The organism is Nocardioides caldifontis (assembly GCF_008087345.1).
GTDB lineage: Bacteria > Actinomycetota > Actinomycetes > Propionibacteriales > Nocardioidaceae > Marmoricola_A > Marmoricola_A caldifontis.
The window spans coordinates 142,222-164,419 of record NZ_ML701735.1; the positions used below are offsets into that span (position 1 = coordinate 142,222).

The following is a 22,198-nucleotide window of genomic DNA, read 5'->3' on the forward strand; positions in this document are numbered from 1 at the left end:
TCAGGCGCCCGCCAACCCGGAGAGCAGGGTGCGGACCACCCGGAGCCCCACGGAGAGCCGGGCCAGGTCGGCCTTCTCCTCGCCGCAGATGTCACGCAACGTCTCGGCAGCCCGCCGGACCACCATCTCGTCGCGCTCCATCCAGGTCGCGATCCGCTCCTCCACCGGCGCGTCGTCCGGCGTGTCGGCGAGGACCTGCGCGGTCAGCGCGCTGTGCACCGCGTGCAGGTCGTCGCGGAGCGCCGCCCGCGCCATCGTCTGCCACCGGTCGTCGCGCGGCAGCACCAGGATCCGGTCGACGAGCATCGACAGCCCCAGGGTGTCGCCGAGCGCGAAGTGCACACGGGCCACCTCCAGCGGGTCGAAGCCGTCCCGCTCGGCGGTGTCCACCACCGTGAGCAGGGCGTACGCCGGGGGCAGCACCGCCACCCGCTCGGCGAGCTCCTCCGGGACCCCCCGGGCGACCTGCTCGTCGCGCCGCCGCTCGTAGGCCGCCAGCTCGCGGCCCGAGAGCAGCTCCGGGAGCGCCTTCATGAGCCGCTCCACGCTGCCGCGGTAGAACTCCACGGTGGCGCGGCTGTCGACCGGTGGCCGGCGGTTGTTGACCAGCCAGCGGGTCGCCCGCTCGACCAGGGTCCGCATCACGATGCGCATCCGGATCTGGACGGCCGCGTCGAGCTGGTTGTCGAGCGCGTAGACCTCGTCGACGAACGCGCGGGAGCCGAAGATCTCCCGGGCCACGAAGTTCGCCCGGACCAGCTCCTCGGCCGAGGCCCCGGTCTCCTCCGAGAGCCGGTGGTAGAAGGTGACGCCCGCGCCGTTCACCAGCGCGTTCACCGCCTGGGTCACCACGATCTCGCGGCGCAGCGGGTGCTGGTCGACCTGGTCGGCGTACCGCTGGCGCAGCGGCTCCGGGAAGTAGTCGTGCAGGTCCTCGACCAGGAACGGGTCGTCCGGTAGCCCGGACTCGAGCAGGTCCTCGGCGAGCACGATCTTCGTGTAGGCCAGCAACGTCGACAGCTCCGGGACCGTCAGCCCCTCGCCACGCTCGAGCCGCTCGGAGACCTCCTCGCTCGACGGCAGGAACTCCAGCCGGCGGTCGAGGTACCCCTGCCGTTCGAGCCGGCACATCCAGTCCTCGTGGACGTGGAGCAGCGGCTCGGCCAGCCACGCGGCGGTGGCGAGCGCGATGTTCTGCTCGTAGTTGTCCTTCAGGACCAGCCCGGCGACCTCGTCGGTCATCGAGGCGAGCAGCTGGTTGCGCTGCTTGCCGGTCAGGTCGCCGGCCCGCACCACCCGGTCGAGCAGGATCTTGATGTTCACCTCGTGGTCGGAGGTGTCGACGCCGGCGGAGTTGTCGATGAAGTCGGTGTTGATCCGGCCGCCCTCGCCACCGCAGCCACGCCGTGCGTACTCGATGCGGCCGAGCTGGGTGAGCCCGAGGTTGCCGCCCTCGCCGACCGCCGCGCAGCGCAGCTGCGAGCCGTTGACCCGGATCGCGTCGTTGGCCTTGTCGCCCACGTCGGCGTGGGTCTCGACCTCCGACTTCACGTAGGTACCGATGCCGCCGTTCCACAACAGGTCGACCGGGGCTTGCAGGATCGCCCGGATCAGCTCGTTGGGCGTCAGCTTCGTGGTGCCGTCGGGCAGGTCGAGCGCCCGGCGCACCTCGTCGCCGATCGGCACCGACTTCGCCCGGCGGGACCAGACACCACCGCCGGTGGAGATCTTCTCCTTGTCGTAGTCCTGCCAGCTCGACCGCGGCAGCTCGAAGAGCCGACGGCGCTCGGCGTACGACGTGGCAGCGTCCGGGTCGGGGTCGAGGAAGATGTCGCGGTGGTCGAAGGCCGCGACCAGCCGGATGTGCTCCGAGAGCAGCATCCCGTTGCCGAAGACGTCACCGGACATGTCGCCGATGCCGACGCAGGTGAAGTCCTCGCTCTGGCAGTCGATCCCGCGCTCGCGGAAGTGGCGCTTGACCGACTCCCACGCGCCGCGGGCGGTGATCCCCATCGCCTTGTGGTCGTAGCCGGCCGAGCCGCCGGACGCGAAGGCGTCACCGAGCCAGAAGCCGTACTCCGCGGCCACCGCGTTGGCGATGTCGGAGAAGGTCGCGGTGCCCTTGTCGGCGGCGACCACCAGGTAGGAGTCGTCGCCGTCGCGGCGCACGACGTCCGGCGGCGGGACGTTCTCGCCGTCGACGAGGTTGTCGGTGATGTCGAGGAGCCCGCGGATGAAGGTGCGGTAGCAGGCCTTCCCCTCCTCCATCCAGGCCTCGCGGTCGGACGGGTCGGGCAGCTGCTTGCAGAAGAACCCGCCCTTCGCGCCCACCGGCACGATCACGGTGTTCTTCACCATCTGCGCCTTGACCAGCCCGAGCACCTCGGTGCGGAAGTCGTCGCGCCGGTCGCTCCACCGCAGCCCGCCTCGGGCCACGGCGCCGAACCGGAGGTGAACGCCCTCCACGCGCGGCGAGTACACGAAGATCTCGAAGCGCGGCCGCGGCTGCGGCAGCTCCGGGATCTCGTCGGGGCGGAACTTGAACGAGATGTAGGGCTTCGGCGCCCCGTCGGCGCCCTTCTGGAAGTAGTTGGTGCGCAGCGTCGCGCCGATCACCGTGAGGTAGGAGCGCAGGATCCGGTCCTGGTCGAGGCTGACCACCTCGTCGAGGGCACGCAACGCCTTCTGCGTCAGGGCTTCCGCGCGCGCGTCGCGGCCGGCCTCGTCGGGACCGGCGGGGTCGAACCGGGTCTCGAAGAGCTGCACCAGCAGCCGCGTGATGTCGAGGTTCGACTTGAGCGCGTCCTCGATGTAGTCCTGCGCGAACGGCGTCCCGCCCTGGCGCATGTACTTCGCGTAGGCGCGGAGCACCGTCGCCTGCCGCCAGGTGAGCCCGGCAGCGAGCACCAGCCCGTTGAAGCCGTCGGCCTCGTTGCGCCCCTCCCAGACCGCGGCGACCGCGTCCTGGAACAGCTCGCGGACGTCGTCGGGGATCGGCCGGCTGTGGCGGAGCCCGAAGTCGTAGATGTACGTCGGCCTGCCCAGCCCGTCGAGCTGGTAGGGCCGCTCGTCGACGACCTCGACCCCCATCGTCGACAGGATCGGCAGCACGTGGCTCAGCGACAGCGGCGGACCGACGCGGTAGACCTTCAGCCGCGCCTCGGTGGGCTCGCTGTCGACCGGCTGGTAGAACGACAGCGCGATCCGCTCGACCGGTGCGCCGTCGTCCGCGCCCTCGCAGAGCCCCTCGAGCCGGCCGAGGTCCACGGCCCCGGTGCGCGGCGGGTAGTCCTCCTTGTAGGCCTCGGGGAACGAGCCGCCGTACCTGCGGGCGAGGCGGGCGCCGGTGGCCTCGCCGTACTCCTCGCGGACCGCGGAGGCGAAGTCGTCCTGCCAGGAGCGGGCCGCCTCCGCGATGCGGCGCTCGAGCCCGGGGACGTCGACGTCGACGTCGATCGTCCGTCCGCGCTCGGGGCGCACCACGAAGTGCACCCGCGCCAGCAGCGACTCGCCGACGCGCGCGGTGTAGTCCACGGTGCTGCCGCGAAGCTCTTCCTTGAGCAGCTCGGCGATCCGCTCACGGACCGCGGTGTTGTAGCGGTCGCGCGGGAGGTAGACCAGGCAGGACAGGTAGCGGTGGTAGGCGTCCGGGCGGACGAAGAGCCGCAGCCGGCGGCGGTCGCGGGTGTGCAGCACCGCCTTGGCGATGCGCACCAGCTCGTCGAGCCCGGTCTGGAACAGCTCGTCGCGCGGGTAGTTCTCGAGGATGTCCATCAGAGCCTTGCCCGTGTGGCTCTGCTCGTCGGCGCCGAGCCGTGCCAGCACGCCGCGCGCCTTCTCGCGCACCACCGGGATCCGGGTCAGCGACTCGGTGTAGGCCGTCGAGGAGTAGAGCCCGAGGAAGCGCCGCTCGCCGACGACCTCACCGTTCTCGTCGAAGCTCTTGACCCCGACGTAGTCGAGGTAGACCGGGCGGTGGACGGTGGCCTTGGAGTTCGCCTTCGCCAGCACCAGCAGCTTCTTCTCGCGCGCCTTCTCGCGCACCAGCGGCGGCAGCTTGCCGAACGACGACGACAGGTCCTGGTCGGTGCGGAGGATGCCCAGCCCGGTGCCGGCCACCGCGCGGAGGACGGTGTCGCCCTCGGCCTCCTCGAGGCGGTACTCCCGGTAGCCGAGGAAGGTGAAGTGGTCCTCGGCGAGCCAGCGCAGCAGCGCGGCGCCCTGCTCGACCTCCTCGGGGTCGAGGGAGACGGGCGGGTTCTCCTGCAGGTCCTCGATGACGACCTCGACCTGGTGCTGCATCTTCGCCCAGTCCTCGACGGACTCGCGCACGTCGCTGAGCACCCGGCGCAGCGACTTCTCGATCTCCTCGAGCTGCTCGGGCTCGGCCTCGCGGTCGATCTCGACGTGCATCCAGGACTCGCGGCAGACGTCGGCCTCGGTGAGGGCGGCGTACCCCTCGTCGTCGATGACCTCCTGCAGCGCCCCGGTGACGTCGCGGCGGACCAGGAGCTGCGGGTGCACCACCAGGTGGACGCCACGCCCCTGCTCGTTGAGCTCCATCGTCACCGAGTCGACGAGGAAGGACATGTCGTCGGTGACCACCTCGACGACGGTGTGGCCGTCGGCGGACCAGCCGTGCTCGGCGACCGTCGGCGTGAACGCGCGCACGGTCGCGGTGCCCTGCGGTCGCTCGGCGGCGAGCCGGTAGTGGCTCATCGCCGCGCCGTAGACGTCCACGTCGTTGCGGTCGGCGAAGTCCTCCGTCGAGACGTGGCGGTAGTACTGCCGGACGAACTGCTCGGCGGTGGGTCCGGGTGGACCGGAGCTCCCCCGCCGTGAGGTCGCGAGGGCTGCTGCCCTGGCGACGACGTCATCGTGCTCGTGGTCGGTCTCGTCGTGACCGAGAGGGGACACCGCTCGCTCCTGAGTTTTCATCCGCAGCACCTCATTGTGCTGCTGAGGCTGACCCTAGAACTGCCGCCGCGCCCTTCCAAGCACCCCCCTCCGTACGGTGCGCTGCCATGATGTCCCGATGCTCTCCAGCCACTGCCCCACCAACCAGGCCGCCCCCGACGAGGTGAGCTGCCGGTGAAGGTCTTCGAGCACGTCAACAGCTACCCGGCCTCGCCGGCCGAGGTCCTCGAGATGCTCACCAGCCAGGAGTTCCGCGAGCACGTGTGCACCTACCAGGACGCGCTGGAGCACACCGTGCGCATCGACCGCGACGGCGCGGTCACCGAGGTGGAGATCACCCGCACCCAGTCGATGAAGGGCGCGCCGTCGATCGCGACCAAGGTCGTCGGCGACACCGTGCGGATCGTCCAGCGCGAGCGGTGGACCGGTCCGGAGACCGCGGACCTGGTGATGGAGATCCCCGGCAAGCCCGGCCACCTGCGCGGCACGGTCCGGCTGGTGCCGAACCACGACGGCGGCACCGACGAGGTGTTCCGCGGCGAGGTGAAGGTCGGGGTCCCGCTGGTCGGCGGCCGTCTCGAAGGAATGGTCGAGGAGGTGCTCCGCCGGGCGCTGCGGCGCGAGGGGCGGGTCGGCGCGAGCTGGCTGGGGCAGGACTGAGTCAGTCCGCGGACGTCTCCTTGTCCTGCTCGGATTGCTCGGCCTGCTCGGCCGCCAGGTCGCGCTTGCGCACGACGTACACCGCGATCCCGAGGACGGCGAACGGGCCCAGCGCGATCACCATCACCAGGGCCTGCTCGTAGGCGTGCAGCTCCCCGAGGTGGAGGGGGGTCACGCCTGCTCCCCTGGGTCCATGTGCGGGTAGCGGTGGTCCTTCGGCGGGTCGAAGGTCTCCTTGATGCTGCGCGGCGAGGTCCAGCGCAGCAGGTTCGACATCGCGCCCGCCTTGTCGTTGGTGCCCGACGCGCGGCCGCCGCCGAACGGCTGCTGGCCGACCACGGCACCGGTCGGCTTGTCGTTGACGTAGAAGTTGCCGGCCGCGAACCGGAGCCGCTCGGTGGCCCAGGCGATCGCGCGGCGGTCCTGCGCGACGACGGCGCCGGTGAGGGCGTACGGCGCCGCGCTCTCCATCTGGTCGACGACCGTCTCGAAGTCACCGTCGTCGTAGACGTGCACCGCGAGGATCGGCCCGAAGTACTCGGTCGTGAACATCTCGTCGTCGGGCTCGCCCTGCACGATCGTCGGCCGGACGAACCAGCCCACCGAGTCGTCGAGCTCGCCGCCGACGAGCACGTCGAGCCGCTCGTCGGAGTGCGCCCGCTCGACCACCTTGCGGTGCTTGGCGAAGGCACGCTCGTCGATCACCGCGCCCATGAAGTTCGACAGGTCGGTGACGTCGCCCATGGGCAGCGCCTCGGTCTCCCCGAGGAGGTCGTCGCGCATCCGCTCCCACACCGAGCGGGCGACGTACGCGCGGGAGGCCGCGGAGCACTTCTGGCCCTGGAACTCGAAGGCGCCGCGGATCAGCGCGACCCGCAGCACGTCGGGGTCCGCCGACGGGTGGGCGACGACGAAGTCCTTGCCGCCGGTCTCCCCGACGATGCGGGGGTAGGCGCGGTAGCCGGTGATGTTCTCCCCCACCGTGCGCCACAGGTGCTGGAAGGTCGCCGTGGAACCGGTGAAGTGGATGCCGGCCAGGTGCGGGTGGCGCAGCGCGACCTCGGAGACGTCGATGCCGTCGCCGGGGAGCAGGTTGATCACGCCCGGCGGGAGCCCGGCCTCCTCGAGCAGCTCCATGGTCAGGTGGGCGGCGAGCTGCTGGGTGGGCGACGGCTTCCACAGCACGGTGTTGCCCATCAGCGCGGGTGCCGTCGGGAGGTTGCCGGCGATCGCGGTGAAGTTGAACGGGGTGATCGCGTAGACGAACCCCTCGAGCGGCCGGTGGTCGCTGCGGTTCCAGACGCCGCGGGCGTGGGCCATCGGCTGCTCCGCGAGGATCCGCGAGGCGAAGTGCACGTTGTAGCGCCAGAAGTCGATGAGCTCGCAGGCGCTGTCGATCTCGGCCTGGAACGCCGTCTTCGACTGGCCGAGCATCGTGGCCGCGTTGAGCCGCTGGCGCCACGAGCCGGCGAGCAGGTCGGCCGCCTTGAGCAGCACCGCAGCCCGGTCGTCGAAGTCCATCGCGGCCCACCCCGGGGCGGCTTCCTCCGCCGCCGCGATCGCCGCCTCGGCGTCCGCGCGCGAGGCGTGGTGGCCGACGCCGAGCACGTGCTGGTGGTCGTGGGGCTGCACGACCCGGAGCGCGCGGCCACCGCCGGGGACCTTGCGACCCCCGATCGTCGCGGTGAGCTCCACCGTCGTCGCCTCCTGGCGGGCCAGCTCAGCCTCGAGGGCGGCGCGCTCGGGCGAGCCGGGGGCGTAGGTGAGCGTCGGCTCGTTGACCGGTGGGGGCGGGGCGGTCACGGCATCCATGCCCCGATCGTGGCACGTCCGGATGGCCACCCCAACCTCCGGTCAGGAGGTCGGAGCCCAGCGCTCCACGAGGCCGTCGAGCTCGGAGGCGGCGTACCACTCCAGGTCGTGGTCGAGGCAGCGCGCCAGCGCCTCCTCCTCCCCCGGGTCGTCCGGCGCGACCGCCCGCGCAGCCGCCACGTCGTCGGCCGCCGCGTCGGAGTCGACGTGCACCGCGGCGAACCGCCGCAGCGGCACCGGCTGCTCGAGCGTCACCGCGCTGACGTCGGAGCCCTCCCGCGGCCGGACGAGCCCGTCGGCGACGTCGACCGCCACGACGACCCGGACCGCGGGCTCGTCAGGGGCGAGCAGCCGGACGGCGTCGAGCGACGCCACGGTCATCGCCGCGAACTCCAGCTCCTCCTCGTCCTCGGAGCCCAGCTCGGCCGCCAGCCGCGGCGTCACCGCGTGGCCGGCGAGCGGTGCGGGGCCCAGCCCGCCCTGCAGGACCGCCTCCCGCAGCAGCCTCGGGCTGCACGGCACGTAGACCCTCATCGGCCGCGGGGGGCGCGTCGGGTCTCGGACACGGTGTCGACCAGCTCGTCGACCGCCTCGGCGATGCACTGGGCGATCACGTCGACGTCGGGCAGCGCGTCACGGTCACCGGTGATGCCGTAGTGCACCCCGCCGTCGTACGACGTCACGCCGATCGCCAGGGCCTGGCCGGGGAGGAGCGGCTGGACGGGGTAGCTCTCGAGCATCCGCGCCCCCGCGGCGTACAACGGGAACTGCGGTCCGGGCACGTTGGTGACGACCAGGTTGAACCCCCGTTGCGGGGCGTTCGCCGCGACGCGTGCGCCGAGCGCGTGGAAGGTGGTCGGCGCGAAGCCGCCGACGCCGATCAGCCGGAGCGCCGAGACCGCCTTGCCGGTCTCCTTGTGCGCCTTGAGCGCGTAGGACACCTGGTGGAGCCGTACGACGGGGCTGGGCTCGCCGATCGGGAGGTTCAGCAGGTGGCCGACCACCTGGCTGCCCAGCGACGTCGGCTCGAGGTCCTTGTCGAGGATGCTCATCGGCACCATCGCCCGGAGCTGTCGGCTGCTGTGCACCGGCTCCGCCCGCGTCATCAGCCAGGCCCGCAGCGCGCCGGTGATCGTGGCGAGCACGACGTCGTTGACCGTGCCGCCGTGGAACCGGCGCACCTTGCGGTAGTCGTCGAGCTCGGTGCGGACGGTCACGAAGCGGCGTTGCTGCGAGAGCGTGGCCTGCAAGGGGGACTCCGGCGAGGTCCGCCGGGACCCTCCGACCGGAAGCAGCCGGGCCACGGCCTCCGCACCCTGCTTGACCAGCGGCAGCACCGACGGCGGATGGGTGACCTTCTCGCGGATCGCGTCGGCGACGAGCACCGCGGCCGACGGCTCGGGGCGTGGGGTCCAGTCGTCGGGGACGCGCTCGCGCACGACGGTGTCGTTGTCGAGGATGACCTGGCCGAGGTCGATCGTGGAGATGCCGTCGACGAGCGTCTGGTGGGACTTGACGAGGATCGCGAAGCGGCCGTCGTCGAGCCCTTCGATGAGGTACATCTCCCACAGCGGCCGGGCGCGGTCGAGCGGGCGGGTGATGATGCGGCCCACGAGCTCCTGGAGCTGGGCCATCGACCCCGGCCGCGGGAGCGCGGACTGCCGCACGTGGTAGGTCAGGTCGAAGTCGTCGTCGTCGACCCAGACGGGCGGGACGAACCCCCCGGGCACCGACATCAGCCGCTGGCGGTAGCGCGGCACGAAGGCGAGCCGGTCGGCCACCAGCGACACGAGACGACGGTGGTCGAACCCGTCCTCGGGCGGCTCGAAGACCTCCAGCGTCGCGAGGTGCATCGGCGTGGTGGCCGAGTCGACGGCCAGCAGCTCGAGGTCGCCGGGGCGGAGCCGGTCCATCGTGCCCGTGCCCCCTCTCCCCGGTCGTCGTGGTGCGCATGCGATTCTGACAGACGTCTCCTGCTGCCCGGTCCGAGAAGGGGTTCGACGTGGTCTTCGCGCACGGTATCGGCGGCAGCGCGGACCTCCCGATCTCCATGCCGTTCGCGCTCGCGGGCGGTTCGGCCGCGCTCGCGGTGTCGTTCCTGGTCCTCGTCCTCGCCTGGCGCACCCCCCGCTTCGACGCCGCCACGCAGGGCCACCCGGTGCCCCGGCCGCTCGCCCGGCTGGTCGACAGCGGTGCCCTCACCGCGGTCGCGCGGGTGATCGGGTTGCTGTTCACCGGATACGTGGTCTGGGCGGCGCTGGCCGGCCCCGACCGGCTGACGAACCCGACGTTCGGCGTCGTCTACGTGCTGCTGTGGGTGGGCGTCGTCCCGGCGTCGTTGCTGTTCGGCCCGTTCTACAAGGCGGTCAACCCGGTGCGCAGCGTGCACTGGCTGCTCTCCCGCGCGACCGGCGGCCGCCCGTCGACGGGGATGGTGGAGCTGCCGGGCTGGGTCGGGCTGTGGCCGGCGGCGCTGGGGCTGCTCGCGTTCGTGTGGCTCGAGCTGGTCGCCCCGGAGTCGAACTACCTGTGGACGATCCGGCTGTGGTTCGCGGCGTACTTCGTCATCGTGCTCGTCGGCGCCGCGCTCTTCGGGGACCGGTGGATCGCCGCGGCGGACCCGTTCGAGGCGTACTCGACGCTCGTCGGCCACCTCTCTCCGTGGGGGCGGCTCGCTGACGGCACCCTCGTGTGGCGCAGCCCGATGCGCAACCTCGACGCCATCGAGCCGGCGCCCGGGCTGGTGGCGGCCGTGTCGGTCCTGCTCGGCAGCACCGCCTTCGACAGCTTCCAGGACTCGCTGGCGTGGGTGCGGTTCACCACCGAGACCGACCTGCCCGACGTGCCGCTCAACACCGTCGCGCTGGTGGTGTTCTGCGCGATGGTGGGAGCGCTGTTCGTCGCGGCCACCGTCGCGGCACCTCCGGAGACCGGCGAGGAAAGGGGCCGGCTGCCCGCGCTGTTCGCGCACTCGCTGGTGCCGATCGTGGTCGGCTACATGGTGGCCCACTACCTGAACTACTTCGTCGAGGTGGGCCAGCAGACGCTCGTCTACCTCAGCGACCCGATGGTCGACGGCTCCGACTACCTCGGCACCGCCGACCTGCAGGTGAACTACTGGCTCACCCTTCACCCCGGGTTCCTCGCGACCACGAAGGTGGTGGCGATCGTCGCCGGCCACGTCCTCGGCGTCGTCGCCGCGCACGACCGGGCGATGAAGCTGCTCCCGGTGCGCCACCAGCTCACCGGCCAGCTCCCGCTGCTCGTGGTGATGGTCGGGTTCACCCTCGGCGGGCTCTACCTGCTGCTGACCGTCTGACGCCGGCGGCGCCACCACCGCCCGGCTCCGACCGAGGCTGCCGGGAGCAGCTCGTCGGCGAGCGCAGCCACCGCACGGCGCAGCGGCCCGTCACCGGACTCCGGCAGCGGGCGGCCCGAGACGAGCGCGCGATCGGCACCGACCCGGTCCTCCGGGAGGAAGGTCACCGGCGCCGTCGCGGCCACCCCGCGGACCAGCGTGCGCACCTGCTCCTCCGACCAGCCGAGCGACGGACGCATCCGGTTCACCACCACGTGCACCCCCTCGGCGCCGCGCAGCTCGAGCAGCTCCGGAAGGGCCCGGGCGAGGGTGGTCAGCCCCAAGGGGTCGGCGGAGCCCACGACGACGACGTCCTCGGCCGCGGTCAGCGCCGCGACGCTGACGTCGTCGCGGTGGTGGCTGCCGGGGAACGCGTCGACCACGTCGTCGGGAAGCCCGGGGCCGGCGTCGACGACCACCAGCGGGTCGAGCTCCGTGGCCACGCCGAGGAGCTCCTCGAACGGCTGCGGCCGGACCTCGCGCCACCGCTGAGGCCGCGGCAGCCCGCTGAGGATCCGCAGCCCGGGGCCGACGGTCCGCGCCGTCGCGGCGAGGGTGGCGACGTCGAGCTCCCCGCCGTTCGCCAGCCGTACGGCGGCCAGCAGCCCGCTCACCTCGTCGAGCACGGCGAGGTGCTGGGCGACCGCCCCGCCGTAGGGGTCGGCGTCGAGGAGCAGGGTGCGGGTGCCCCGGGCCGCTGCCTCGGCCGCCAGCCCGACGGCGACCGTCGTGCGTCCCGGCGCACCGTGGGGGCCCCAGACCGCGACGAGGCGCCCGTCGGCGCCGCCGCTCCCGCCACTCCGCGTGGGCACCTCGTCCACCTGCGGGACCACCGTCCGGGCCGGCCCGGCGCCGAGCTCCTGGTGGACGGCCGCCGCCACGTGGTCGGGCAGCGAGTCCACGCTCCCCTCGTCCACCACGCGGGCGACCCCGATCCGCAGCAGCCGGGCACGGGCCGCGACGAGCTCCTCGCCCCGGGCGTCGGCGGCCGGCGGCGCGACGACCGCGACCGTGCGCACCCCGCAGCCCGCCAGGCGCGCCACGCTGTCGGCGTCGAGCCCGGTGAGCCGGTCCGAGACCACCGCCACCTGCGCCGTGCCGGCAGCAGCCGCGGCGAGCAGGTCGGTCACGTCGAGGCAGCGCCGCACGAGCACCACCCGCCGGGACGCCGCAGAGAGCGCCCGGACCGCCGCCGGCTCCCAGCCCGCCGGGCCGGCGGCCAGGAGCACCCCGACCCGCTCCGTCGCCACCACGCTCAGCCGTCCTCGCCGGAGCGCGCGACGACCAGCACCGAGGCCTCGCCCCCGAGCCGGCCGACCACGCCGGCCACCAGGTCCTCGTCGTCGCCCGCCACGCCCACGACGACCTGGCGGGTCCCGGCTCCGCGGGAGACGCTCAGCACCGGAACCGCGGACAGCACCCTCTCGGCGGCTTGCTCATCGGTGGCCGTCTCCTCGGAGCCGGTCGCCCACACGTCGACGACCGACCCGGCACGCACGCTGCTCGGGACCCGGCCGGGGTCCACGCTCAGGGGGAGCTCGACCAGCCCGTCCGTCGTACCTCCGAGCGCGGCGCGTGGGACGAGCTCGCCCTGGCCGACCGGGCGGACCAGCACCGCGCCGACCGCGGCGTCGACGTCGCCGGTGAGGTAGCGGTCCGCCTCCGCCTCGTCCTCGAAGCGCAGCCGGACCGTCCCGAGGTCGTCGGCGCGCAGCTCCTGGCCGCTCGCGAGCGGGCGGGCGGCGGTGAGCACCGCGACGGTGTCGTCGGCGCCGGCGAGCACCTTCGCGCCGACGAGCACCGAGCCGAAGACCAGCAGGAGGCCGGCGGCCAGCCGCGGGTCGCGCCACGACGGGCGCGGGCCCCGGGTGGCCGGCGGCGACGTCGGCGTGGTGGCTGCGGGGGTCCTCAGGGCGCTCACCGCACGATGATCAGGTGCGCACCCTCCGTCCACCAAACCGAAAGGGGCTCGAAACGCCCCAAACGAAGGTAAAGATTCCTTCCGGCCGTCAGGAGTGCCATAGTGGCGCCATGAGCGCCACTCCCCGGTTCCTCACGCTGCCCGACGTCGCGGAGATCCTGAACACCTCGCTCGCGCAGGTCACCGCGCTGGTGCGTCGGGGCGAGCTGCGGGCCCTCAAGCTGGGCGGTCGCGGACAGTGGCGGGTGGAGACCTCAGAGCTCGAGGCGTTCATCGAGCGGATGTACGAGGAGACCCAGCAGCAGCTGCGCGAGCAGGGCAAGATGCCCGCCGCCGAGGGCGTCTCCGAGTAGCCCTCACCCCCGCAGCACGGCCACCGCGGCGAAGGGCACCAGCTCCAGCCGGCCCTCCTCGGCGAGCTCCAGGAAGTCGGCGCCGACGCGGGCCAGCACCCCTCCCCGCCGCTCGCCGTCGGTGCGGACGACGGTCACGCGACCGCCCTCCTCGGCCAGCCGGCGCACCACGGAGCCGAGGCCGAGCCGCGCCGCCACGCCGCGGAGAGGCTCCGGGCGGGCGCCGTGCGACAGCCCGCGGGCACCGAGCAGCGCAGAGAGGGAGACCACCGCGTCCGGACCGGGCCCCTCGTTCACGACGAGGCACCACCCCGCGCCGACCCGCCCGAGCCGGCCGCGGACCGGCCCGGCGCCGAGAACGGTCAGCTCGACCTCGTGGCCGACCGAGGCGTGCAGCCTGGAGGCGAGGTCGACCTCGGAGTACTCCGCCCGGGCCAGCTCGGCGACGTCGGCGTCCCGCTGGGCGAGGGCGAGCCCCTCCGCCTGCTGCTCCAGGTCGTCGAAGAGCTCGAGCAGCGCGCGTTCCCACCCCACCCCGAAACCCTCACCCAGCCACCGGAGCGTGTCAACAGCCACCGACCTGCGCTTGACCGTGACGTCGAACGACACGTAGAAACGGCAAACGTCGTCAAACAACGGGGTCAGGGGTTGAGATGGTCCAAAGCACGCCACTTCGTCGCAGTGTCACGGGTTTGGTGCTGGTGGGTGCCGGTGCCGCCGCCGCGTTCCGGGAGGTCGGGCCGACCGTGCGGACCGCGCTCGATCGGATGGGTGCCGAGTCCGCGGCGCTCGACGTCCGGTTGTCGGGGGTGCTGGTCGTCCTCGGTGCGGCGGTGGCGGCGCTCGCGTCGGCGTGGCTCGTGCTCTGCCTCGTGGTCGTCGCCCTCGACGAGGTGCGCGGCGGGCCGGTGCAGGCGGGCGGGCTCCTCCGGCCGGTGCTGCTGCGTGGGGTGCTCGGGGCGGCGTGCGTCTCGGCGGGCACGCTGGCCGGTCCGGCGTACGCCGTGGAGCCGCAGCAGCCGGCGCTGGAGCTCCGGGCCGAGTCCGCCGGGCCCCCGGCCTGGCTGCTCGACGGGCTGCTGCTCCCCGACCGGGTCACGGACGACGGCCCGGATCCCCGGCGACAGTCGTCGTCGCCGTCGCCCTCGTCACCGTCGGCCCCCTCGTCACCGTCCGCGGTTCGTCGGGTCCGTCCCGGCGACACGCTCTGGGGGTTGGCCGAGCGGCTGCTCGTCGAGGCCGATGCACGGGTCACGACCGCCGACGTCGCCGAGGGGTCGCGGCTGCTGCACGCCGCCAACCGCGCCGTGGTCGGCCCGGACCCGGACCTGATCCGTCCCGGCACCGTGCTCCGCATCCCCGCCGAGCTGACGGGGGCGGACCGGTGAGCGCGCTCCCCCGGGCCACGGTCACCCGGCTCGCACCGGCACAGCCGGCACCGTTCCCCGTGCAGGGCACGCTGGCGCTCGAGCTCGAGGCACCGGCCCCCGCACCCCCCGAGACCCCCGAGCTGCGGACCGCCGGGATGCCCCGCGTCGAGCAGGTCAGCGACGCCGAGGTCCGGGCATGGGCCGCCCGGCTCGCCCAGGCCGTCGTCGAGTGCCTCGCGGGGCGGCGCCCGGTGAGCCAGCTGGTCCGGTGGACCGCCCCTGCGGTGTACCGCGACCTCGAGCGAAGGGTCCGGCTGGTCCGCGAGGCCACCGGCGGAAGCTCCGCTGCCCTACGCAGCCCGGCCGACCGGCTGCGCCCCCAGGTACGCAGCGTCCACGTCTGCCGCCCCTCGGCCACCGCCGCGGAGGTCAGCGTGCACGTCCGTCACGGCGCCCGGTCCCGCGCCGTCGCCCTCCGCATGGAGCGCCACGGCGACCGGTGGCTCTGCACCGTGCTCCAGTTCGGCTGACCTCCGCCACGAGTGGCGGTTCAACGCGTAGGAGTCATCGTTGAACCGCCCCTCCTGGCGCGCCAGCGTGATGTTGAGCCGCCCCTTGTGGTCTCGCAAGAACGTTGAGGCTCGCGCCGTACGACGAGCTCACCCACGGCACAGCGGCCCACGAGAAGGAGCAGTCAGCCGATCAGTGTCACCACGTGACACCAATCGGCTGAACGCCCCTCATCCGCGCCACGAAGGGCGGCTCAACACACGACACACGCCACGAGGGGCGGCTCAACACACAGCAGGGTCAGCCGACGCGGGCGGTCTGACCGGTCGCGCCGGGGGCGCCGTGGCACCGCTTGAACTTCTTGCCCGAGCCGCACGGGCAGAGCTCGTTGCGGCCGACGTTCGCGAACGGGTCGTCCGCAGCGGCCGCCTCGCGATGGACCTCGGTCTCGCCGGTCTCGGACGGGGCGGTGTAGGTGAGGTCGGCCGGCGGCTTCGGGGGCTCGAGCCCCTTGCTCCGGAAGAGCGGCGCGAGCTGGGCGACCTCCTCCTCGTCGACGCCCTCCGGGAGCTCCTCGACCTCGCCCTCCTCCGGCTCCTCCTCGACCTGGACGTCGAGGTTGAACAGGAACGCGACCGACTCCTCGCGGATGCCGTCCATCATCGCGTTGAACATGTCGAAGCCCTCGCGCTGGTACTCCACGAGCGGGTCGCGCTGGGAGTACGCCCGGAGCCCGATGCCCTCGCGCAGGTAGTCCATCTCGTAGAGGTGCTCGCGCCACTTCCGGTCGAGGACCGAGAGCAGCACCCGCCGCTCGAGCTCGCGCATGACCTCGTCGCCGAAGCGGGCCTCGCGCTCGTCGTAGGCGCGGTGGGCGTCGGCGCGGACGGCCTCCATCAGCGTCTCGCGCTCGAGCCCGTCGCGGCCACCCGCCTCCTCCTCGATGTCGGCGAGGCGCAGCGAGACCGGGTAGAGGGTCCGCAGGGCGGTCCACAGCTTCTCGAGGTCCCACTCCTCCGGGAACCCGGTGGTCGCGCCGCTGACGTAGGAGTCGACGACCTGGTCGATCATCGAGCGCACCTGCTCGTGCAGGTCGGCGCCCTCGAGGACCGCGCGGCGCTCCTTGTAGATCACCTCGCGCTGCCGGCTCATCACGTCGTCGTACTTGAGGACGTTCTTGCGGGACTCGAAGTTCTGCGACTCGACCTGGCCCTGCGCGGACGCGATCGAGTTCGTGACCCGCTTGTTCTCGATCGGGACGTCGTCGGGGACCTTGAGGGTGGTGAGCACCCAGTCGACCCAGTCGGACTTGAACAGCCGCATCAGGTCGTCCTCGAGCGACAGGTAGAACCGGGACTCGCCCGGGTCGCCCTGACGGCCGGAGCGACCGCGCAGCTGGTTGTCGATGCGCCGCGACTCGTGACGCTCGGTGCCGAGCACGTAGAGGCCGCCGAGCTCCTTGACCTCGTCGTGCTCCGCGGCGACCTGCTTCTTGATCCGCTCGACGGTGTCGGGCCAGGCGGCGTCGTACTCGTCGGGGTTCTCGACCGGGTCGAGGCCGGCGTTGCGGAGCTCGAGGTCGGCGAGGAAGTCGACCGAGCCGCCGAGCATGATGTCGGTGCCTCGACCGGCCATGTTCGTGGCGACCGTGACCGCGCCCTTGTGGCCGGCGAGGGCGACGATCTTCGCCTCGTTCTCGTGCTGCTTGGCGTTCAGCACCGAGTGCGGGACGCCCTTCTGGCGCAGGAGGTTCGAAAGCCGCTCGGACTTCTCGACCGAGGTGGTGCCGACGAGCACCGGCTGCCCCTTGGCGTGCCGCTCGGCGATGTCCTCGGCGACCGCGTTGAACTTCGCCTCCTCGGTCCGGTAGACGAGGTCGGGCTGGTCGACGCGGGCCATCGGCCGGTTGGTCGGGATCGGGACGACGCCGAGCTTGTAGATCTTGTCGAACTCGCTGGCCTCGGTCATCGCCGTGCCGGTCATGCCGGAGAGCTTCTCGTAGAGGCGGAAGTAGTTCTGCAGCGTGATCGTGGCGAGGGTCTGGTACTCCTCGCGGATCTGCACGCCCTCCTTGGCCTCGATGGCCTGGTGGAGCCCCTCGTTGTAGCGGCGGCCGTGGAGCATGCGGCCGGTGTGCTCGTCGACGATGAGCACCTCACCGTTGAGGACGACGTACTCCTTGTCCTTGCGGAACAGCTCCTTCGCCTTGATCGCGTTGTTCATGAACGAGATCAGCGGCGTGTTGACCGAGTCGTAGAGGTTGTCGATGCCGAGGTAGTCCTCGACCTTGGTGATCCCGCCCTCGAGGACGGAGATCGTGCGCTTCTTCTCGTCGACCTCGTAGTCCTCGTCCTTGACCATCCGGGCGGCGATCTTGGCGAACTCCGGGTACCACTTCACCTCCTCCTGCGTGGGGCCGGAGATGATCAGCGGCGTGCGGGCCTCGTCGATGAGGATCGAGTCGACCTCGTCGACGATCGAGAAGTAGTGGCCGCGCTGGACGCACTCGTCCAGGCTGTTGGCCATGTTGTCGCGCAGGTAGTCGAAGCCGAACTCGTTGTTCGTGCCGTAGGTGATGTCGCAGTCGTAGGCCGCCTTGCGCTCGGCCTTCGGCATGTTCGAGGTGATGACGCCGGTGGTCATCCCGAGGAAGTGGTGGACGCGCCCCATCCACTCGGCGTGGTAGCGGGCCAGGTAGTCGTTGACGGTGACCACGTGGACCCCACGGCCGGTCAGCGCGTTGAGGTACGACGGGAGGGTGGCGACGAGGGTCTTGCCCTCACCGGTCTTCATCTCCGCGATGTTGCCGAGGTGGAGCGCCGCGCCGCCCATCAGCTGCACGTCGAAGTGGCGCTGGCCGAGGACCCGGCGGGCCGCCTCCCGCACCGTCGCGAACGCCTCGGGCATCAGGTCGTCGAGGCTCTCGCCGTCGGCGAGCCGCTGCTTGAACTCGTCGGTCATCCCGCGGAGCTCTTCGTCGCTCATCGCGACGAAGTCGTCCTCGATGGCGTTGACGGCCTTCGCGATCCCCTCCAGCTGTCGGAGGATCTTTCCCTCGCCCAGGCGGAGGATCTTGTCGATGATGGCTGGCACGGCCGCCACTCTACCCAGGCAGCCCGAGCCCCACAGGGCTTGGGACGGCTTGGTCCCGGCCGTCCACGCCGCCTTGACGGAGGCTCAACGGAGGCTCAACGCGACCGCTCTTGACTCGTGCCGTCCCCACGGAAGGAACGAGCCATGAGCACCCTGACCGCCGTCCGGCCCACCCCCGTCGCCTCACCTGACCTGCTCGCCCCGCTGGGCGAGGTCCTGGTCAGGTCCGCGAGGGTCGGCGCCGGCGAGACGGTCCTCGACGTCGCGGCCGGAACGAGCAGCGCAGGTGCCGCCGCCACGGTGCGCGGCGCACGCGTCGCGTCCTGGCGGGTGGACCGCCAGGAGACGGCCCCCTTCGCGGACCGGTCGTTCGACGTCGCGGTGGCGGGGCCGGGCGCCGTCCTCGCCCCCGACCACCGGCGTACGGTCGACGAGATGGTCCGGGTGACCCGGAGCGGCGGGCGGCTCGCCCTGCTGGGCTGGACCCCGCAGGGGTTCATGGGCCAGGTGCTGACCAGCGTCCAGCCGTTCCTCCCGGCCGGGCTCGCCGACGGGGCGTCGCCGGCGCTGTGGGGCGACGCCGACCACGTGCTGGCGCTGCTCGGCGACCGGGTGGACCGGGTCGTCCGCGCGCGGCCCGCGCTGCTGGTCGACCGGTTCGCCACCCCCCGCGAGCTGCGGGAACACCTCCGGCACGAGCACGAGCCCACGGCCGCGGCGTACCGCACCGTCGCCGACCAGCCGTCCCGCGTCACCGCGCTCGACCGGCTCCTCGCCGACCTCGCACGCGACCACATGTCGTGGGGCGGGCTCCTCGAGTGGGACTACCTCCTGCTCACCGCGCGACGGAGCTGACCGGGCCACCCGCCGCGCCGCTACCCCGCCGAGCGGTCGCGGGGCTAGGTTGCCGAGCGTGGGCGCGCTCGAAGCGGGGCCCCGCTTCCGGATCCTCGGCGCGTTGACGGTGGTCGACGCCGCCGGAGTGCCGGTGCCGCTCGGCGGGCCGCGCCCCCGCGAGCTCCTCGCGATGCTGCTGCTCCACCCGGGACGGCCGGTCGCCGCGGCCCGGCTGGTCACCGCCCTGTGGGGCGAGGACGCCGGCGACGGGGCGGCAACCACGCTCCGTACCCACGTCGCGACCGTGCGGCGGGTGCTCGCGGCGGCAGGAGCGGACGGGACGCTGACCACCTCGGCCGGCGGCTACGCGCTCGCGCTCGACCAGGAGGCGCTCGACGCCGAGCTGTTCGAGCGGCTGGTGCACTCGGGCCAGGAGGCCCTCGCCCTGGGCGACCCCGAGCGCGCGGCCACCCTCCTCGGTCGGGCCCTCGACCTCTGGCGCGGGGAGCCGCTCGCCGACCTGGGCCCTCCGGAGTTCGCCACCGCGGCCGTCGCCCGGCTCGAGGAGCTCCGGGCGGTCGCCGAGGAGACCGCGGCGACGGCGGCCCTCGCCCTCGGCCGGCACCAGGAGGTGACCGGCAGGCTCCGGGGGCTGGTGGCCGAGCACCCGTTCCGGGAGCGGTTCTCGGCTCTGCTGGTCCTGGCGCTGTACCGGTCCGGGCGCCAGGCGGAGGCGCTCGAGGTCTGCGCCACCACCCGCCGCCGGCTGGCCGACGAGCTCGGTCTCGACCCCGGGCCGGAGCTGCAGGAGCTGGAGCGCGCCGTGCTGCGGCAGGACCCGTCGCTCGGCGCCCCCCGTGCCGTCGCACCGGCGGCCGCGCCGGTCCAGGATCCCGGGGACGCCGTCCTCGACGCGCTCCGACGCACGCCGCTCGTCGGTCGCGAGGCCGAGCTCGGCCGAGCCCTGCAGGTCTGGCGGGACGCGTGCGCCGGCGGCCGGGAGCTGCTCCTCGTCAGCGGCCCTCCGGGAGCGGGCAAGTCCAGGCTGGTCGCCGAGGTTGCCCACGCCGCGTCGCGTGACGGCGCCACCGTGCTGGTAGGGCGGTGCGAGGAGGGCGCGCCGTACACCGCCTCGGGCTCCGCCGTGGCGAGCAGCCGGCGTGCGCAGGAGCTGTTGGCGTCCGCTCCCCCCGAGGCGGGCCAGGGCCCCACCGCGCTCCCGTGGTTGCTGGCCGCGCTGGCGGCCGAGCGTCCGGTGCTCGTCGTCGTGGAGGACGCCGAGCGGATCGACGGCGGCGACTCGTCGCTGCTCCGGACGGCGGTGACGAGGTTGCCGGCCAGGGCGCTGCTCGTCCTCTGCTACCGCGACCCCCCGGGGAGCCGGCACGGCCCGTTGGCCGACGTGCTCGTGCACCCTCGGGCGGCGACCGCGCAGCGGCTCTCCCCCACTCCTCTCGGCCCGACCGACCTCGCTGCGCTCGTCCGCGCCGTGCACCCCGGCGTCACGCGGGTGCCGGAGCGGCTCGTCGCCGGGCTGCAGGAGCAGACCGGCGGCAACCCGTTCTTCGCCTCCGAGCTGCTCCGCGACCTCGACCCCGCCGACGTCGTCGCCGGCCACCTCGGCCCCCGGCTCCCGGCCGGCGTCCGGGACGTGCTGCGCCACCGGCTCCGCGGGCTGCCGGAGTCCACCCGGGAGTCACTGTCGGTCGCCGCGGTGCTCGGGCGCGAGGTCGAGCTCGACCGGCTCGGCGCGCTGCTCGACCGCTCCGAGGAGGAGGTGGTGGAGGCGCTCGAGGCGGCGCTCGCCGCCGGCTTCGTCGTGGAGAGCGGCTCGTCGTGGGCCGGCGGCTACGCCTTCCCCCACGAGCTGGTGCGCGAGGCGGTGCACGACGAGGTCCCCGCACCGCGCCGCCGGCGGCTGCACCTGCGGGTCGCCGGGGCGCTGCTCGAGGGCGCACCCACGGACGCGGACGTCATCGCGGCGGCAGGTCACGTCACGGCCGCGGGGCCGGCGGCCGACCCCGACGAGGCGGCGGAGCTGCTGGGCCGGGCGGCGCGGCTGGCGGCGGCGGGCTTCGGCTACGAGGAGGCGGTCCGGCTCGCGGAGGCGAGGCTGCCGCTGCTCGCGCGGACGAGGCCGGCCCGCGAGCAGGCGGACGCCGAGGTCGAGGTGGCGCGGCTGCGGATGCGGTCGGGCCGAGGGTACGGCCGGACGGTCGAGCTGCTGGAGCAGGCGTTGGCGACGTACCTCTCCCTCGGCGACACCGAAGCCGCCGGCCGGGTGCAGAGCTGGCTCGGTGGCGCGCTGTCCGTGCCGCACCAGGGGATGGACGTGACCCGGTCGCTGGAGCACTTCGATGCGGCCGAGCGGCTCCTCGCCCACCCCGACGACGCCCCGCACCTGCACCGCGGCCGCATGGGGGCCGCGATGCTCGCCCTCGACACCGGTGTCCTCGGCGCCTCCGCCGAGCGGTGCGCCGCCCTCGCGCGCGGCTCCGGCCGCACCGACCTCGCGGCGGCCGCAGGGTGGGGCCGGGGGTGGCACGCCCTCGACCTCGGGCACCCGGAGGAGGCGCTGGCCCGCCTCGAGGAGACCTGGGCCGCCGTCCGCGACCTCGGCGACCCCGCACCCGGCTGGCCCGTGGCCAACGCGGCCGCCCTGGTCTGCACGGTCTACCTCGGCGACCCGTCGCAAGGACGCTCCTGGTGCCGCCGCGCCCTCGGCCAGCCACGTCTCGAGGCCCTCGAGCACCCGCACCACGCCCTCGTCGACCAGCTCGTCCTCGCCCTCGCCGAGACCGGGGAGCTCGACGCCGCTGCCCGGGCCGCGGAGGCGCTGCCCGCCGACGCCGTCGGACGGCGGCTGGTCCGGTTCCTCCAGGGCGAGCGGGAGGAGGCCGCCGCCGACTGGCAGGCGGCCCTCGAGCGCGACCTCGCCACCGGCGACCGCCACGACGCCGTGCTCAACGCCCGCTGGCTCGGCGAGGCACTGCACGCCCTCGGTGACGACCGCCGCGCGGTGCAGGTGCTCGGCGACGCCCTCGAGGTGGCGGTGGCCGCCCCGCAGCTCCCGAGCGAGCTCTGGCTGCGCGCCCGGCTGGCGTGCCTCTCGGCGGACGGCGCCGCCGACCACCTGGCCCGCTGCGAGGAGCTGGTGCGGCAGGCGGACTGGCGCGGGCTGGCCGGCGAGGTGCAGCTCGCCCGCGCCGCCGCCGCGCTCCGCTCGGGTGACTCCTCGGCAGCGGAACGGGCGGCGACGGAGGCAGTGGCCACGTTCACCGCGTACCGGCTGCCGTGGCGCCGCGCGGAGGCGCTGCGGCTGCGGGCCGGGCTCAACGGGACCTCAACGGGCGACGTCCACGGTTGA

The 22,198-nt window shown here is 73.4% G+C and carries 16 protein-coding genes; 7 read left to right on the forward strand and 9 right to left on the reverse strand.

Translation table 11 applies throughout. The features are described 5' to 3' along the window. Nucleotides 1–4,917 carry an NAD-glutamate dehydrogenase gene (locus FIP57_RS00725; RefSeq protein ID WP_238993191.1) on the reverse strand — a complete coding sequence of 1,639 codons (4,917 nt, stop codon included), beginning with the start codon at nucleotides 4,915–4,917 and terminating at the stop codon, nucleotides 1–3. A gap of 174 nt (nucleotides 4,918–5,091) precedes the next feature. Between FIP57_RS00725 and FIP57_RS00730 the strand changes: the two genes are divergently transcribed. Further along, nucleotides 5,092–5,577, forward strand: a complete 486-nt coding sequence (locus FIP57_RS00730) for a DUF2505 domain-containing protein (RefSeq protein ID WP_148570938.1) — start codon at nucleotides 5,092–5,094, stop codon at nucleotides 5,575–5,577. Nucleotide 5,578: 1 nt separating this feature from the next. Here the strand turns inward: FIP57_RS00730 and FIP57_RS23005 are convergent, their stop codons facing one another. The 4 genes from FIP57_RS23005 to FIP57_RS00745 are packed head-to-tail and all read right to left on the reverse strand — an operon-like array spanning nucleotide 5,579 to nucleotide 9,302. Beyond that, nucleotides 5,579–5,752, reverse strand: coding sequence for a hypothetical protein (locus FIP57_RS23005; protein WP_162529637.1), 174 nt, complete (start codon nucleotides 5,750–5,752; stop codon nucleotides 5,579–5,581). Continuing rightward, a complete protein-coding gene (gene pruA, locus FIP57_RS00735; protein ID WP_148570940.1) occupies nucleotides 5,749–7,389 on the reverse strand; it encodes an L-glutamate gamma-semialdehyde dehydrogenase in 1,641 nt (546 codons plus the stop codon). The genes FIP57_RS23005 and pruA overlap by 4 nt, the downstream gene beginning before the upstream one ends. A gap of 42 nt (nucleotides 7,390–7,431) precedes the next feature. Beyond that, nucleotides 7,432–7,911, reverse strand: coding sequence for a DUF6912 family protein (locus FIP57_RS00740; RefSeq protein ID WP_203230973.1), 480 nt, complete (start codon nucleotides 7,909–7,911; stop codon nucleotides 7,432–7,434). A gap of 8 nt (nucleotides 7,912–7,919) precedes the next feature. After that, on the reverse strand, nucleotides 7,920–9,302 hold the full coding sequence (locus FIP57_RS00745) for a WS/DGAT/MGAT family O-acyltransferase (protein WP_148570944.1): 1,383 nt from the start codon (nucleotides 9,300–9,302) through the stop codon (nucleotides 7,920–7,922). A gap of 89 nt (nucleotides 9,303–9,391) precedes the next feature. Here FIP57_RS00745 and FIP57_RS00750 point away from each other — a divergent pair, with 89 nt between their 5' ends. Next, nucleotides 9,392–10,708 (forward strand): hypothetical protein, encoded by a 1,317-nt coding sequence (locus FIP57_RS00750; RefSeq protein ID WP_238993192.1) that lies wholly within the window; start codon nucleotides 9,392–9,394, stop codon nucleotides 10,706–10,708. Here FIP57_RS00750 and FIP57_RS00755 read toward each other — a convergent pair. Together FIP57_RS00755 and FIP57_RS00760 are read right to left on the reverse strand one after the other, a co-directional pair. Beyond that, nucleotides 10,687–12,000, reverse strand: coding sequence for a CpaE/TadZ family protein (locus FIP57_RS00755; RefSeq protein ID WP_148570946.1), 1,314 nt, complete (start codon nucleotides 11,998–12,000; stop codon nucleotides 10,687–10,689). The genes FIP57_RS00750 and FIP57_RS00755 overlap by 22 nt on opposite strands. 2 nt (nucleotides 12,001–12,002) lie before the next feature. Further along, nucleotides 12,003–12,668 carry an SAF domain-containing protein gene (locus tag FIP57_RS00760; RefSeq protein WP_162529638.1) on the reverse strand — a complete coding sequence of 222 codons (666 nt, stop codon included), beginning with the start codon at nucleotides 12,666–12,668 and terminating at the stop codon, nucleotides 12,003–12,005. A 110-nt stretch (nucleotides 12,669–12,778) separates the two neighbouring features. Between FIP57_RS00760 and FIP57_RS00765 the strand changes: the two genes are divergently transcribed. Then, on the forward strand, nucleotides 12,779–13,021 hold the full coding sequence (locus FIP57_RS00765; protein WP_148570950.1) for a helix-turn-helix domain-containing protein: 243 nt from the start codon (nucleotides 12,779–12,781) through the stop codon (nucleotides 13,019–13,021). A gap of 3 nt (nucleotides 13,022–13,024) precedes the next feature. Here FIP57_RS00765 and FIP57_RS00770 read toward each other — a convergent pair whose 3' ends face one another. Beyond that, the gene (locus FIP57_RS00770; protein WP_238993193.1) at nucleotides 13,025–13,630 is read right to left on the reverse strand and encodes a hypothetical protein; all 606 of its coding nucleotides are present in this window, start codon (nucleotides 13,628–13,630) and stop codon (nucleotides 13,025–13,027) included. Between the two features lie 92 nt (nucleotides 13,631–13,722). On the opposite strand from FIP57_RS00770, the gene FIP57_RS23500 reads away from it, so the two are divergent. Both FIP57_RS23500 and FIP57_RS00780 read left to right on the forward strand, forming a co-directional pair. Beyond that, a complete protein-coding gene (locus FIP57_RS23500) occupies nucleotides 13,723–14,409 on the forward strand; it encodes a LysM peptidoglycan-binding domain-containing protein (protein ID WP_203230974.1) in 687 nt (228 codons plus the stop codon). After that, the gene (locus tag FIP57_RS00780; protein ID WP_148570952.1) at nucleotides 14,406–14,921 is read left to right on the forward strand and encodes an Rv3235 family protein; all 516 of its coding nucleotides are present in this window, start codon (nucleotides 14,406–14,408) and stop codon (nucleotides 14,919–14,921) included. The genes FIP57_RS23500 and FIP57_RS00780 overlap by 4 nt, the downstream gene beginning before the upstream one ends. 280 nt (nucleotides 14,922–15,201) lie before the next feature. Here FIP57_RS00780 and secA read toward each other — a convergent pair whose 3' ends face one another. Beyond that, nucleotides 15,202–17,994 (reverse strand): preprotein translocase subunit SecA, encoded by a 2,793-nt coding sequence (gene secA / locus FIP57_RS00785; RefSeq protein ID WP_148570954.1) that lies wholly within the window; start codon nucleotides 17,992–17,994, stop codon nucleotides 15,202–15,204. Nucleotides 17,995–18,138: 144 nt separating this feature from the next. On the opposite strand from secA, the gene FIP57_RS00790 reads away from it, so the two are divergent. Together FIP57_RS00790 and FIP57_RS00795 are read left to right on the forward strand one after the other, a co-directional pair. Then, complete coding sequence (locus FIP57_RS00790) at nucleotides 18,139–18,849, forward strand: class I SAM-dependent methyltransferase (RefSeq protein ID WP_148570956.1); 711 nt, start codon at nucleotides 18,139–18,141, stop codon at nucleotides 18,847–18,849. Nucleotides 18,850–18,907: 58 nt separating this feature from the next. Beyond that, a complete protein-coding gene (locus FIP57_RS00795) occupies nucleotides 18,908–22,198 on the forward strand; it encodes an ATP-binding protein (protein ID WP_148570958.1) in 3,291 nt (1,096 codons plus the stop codon).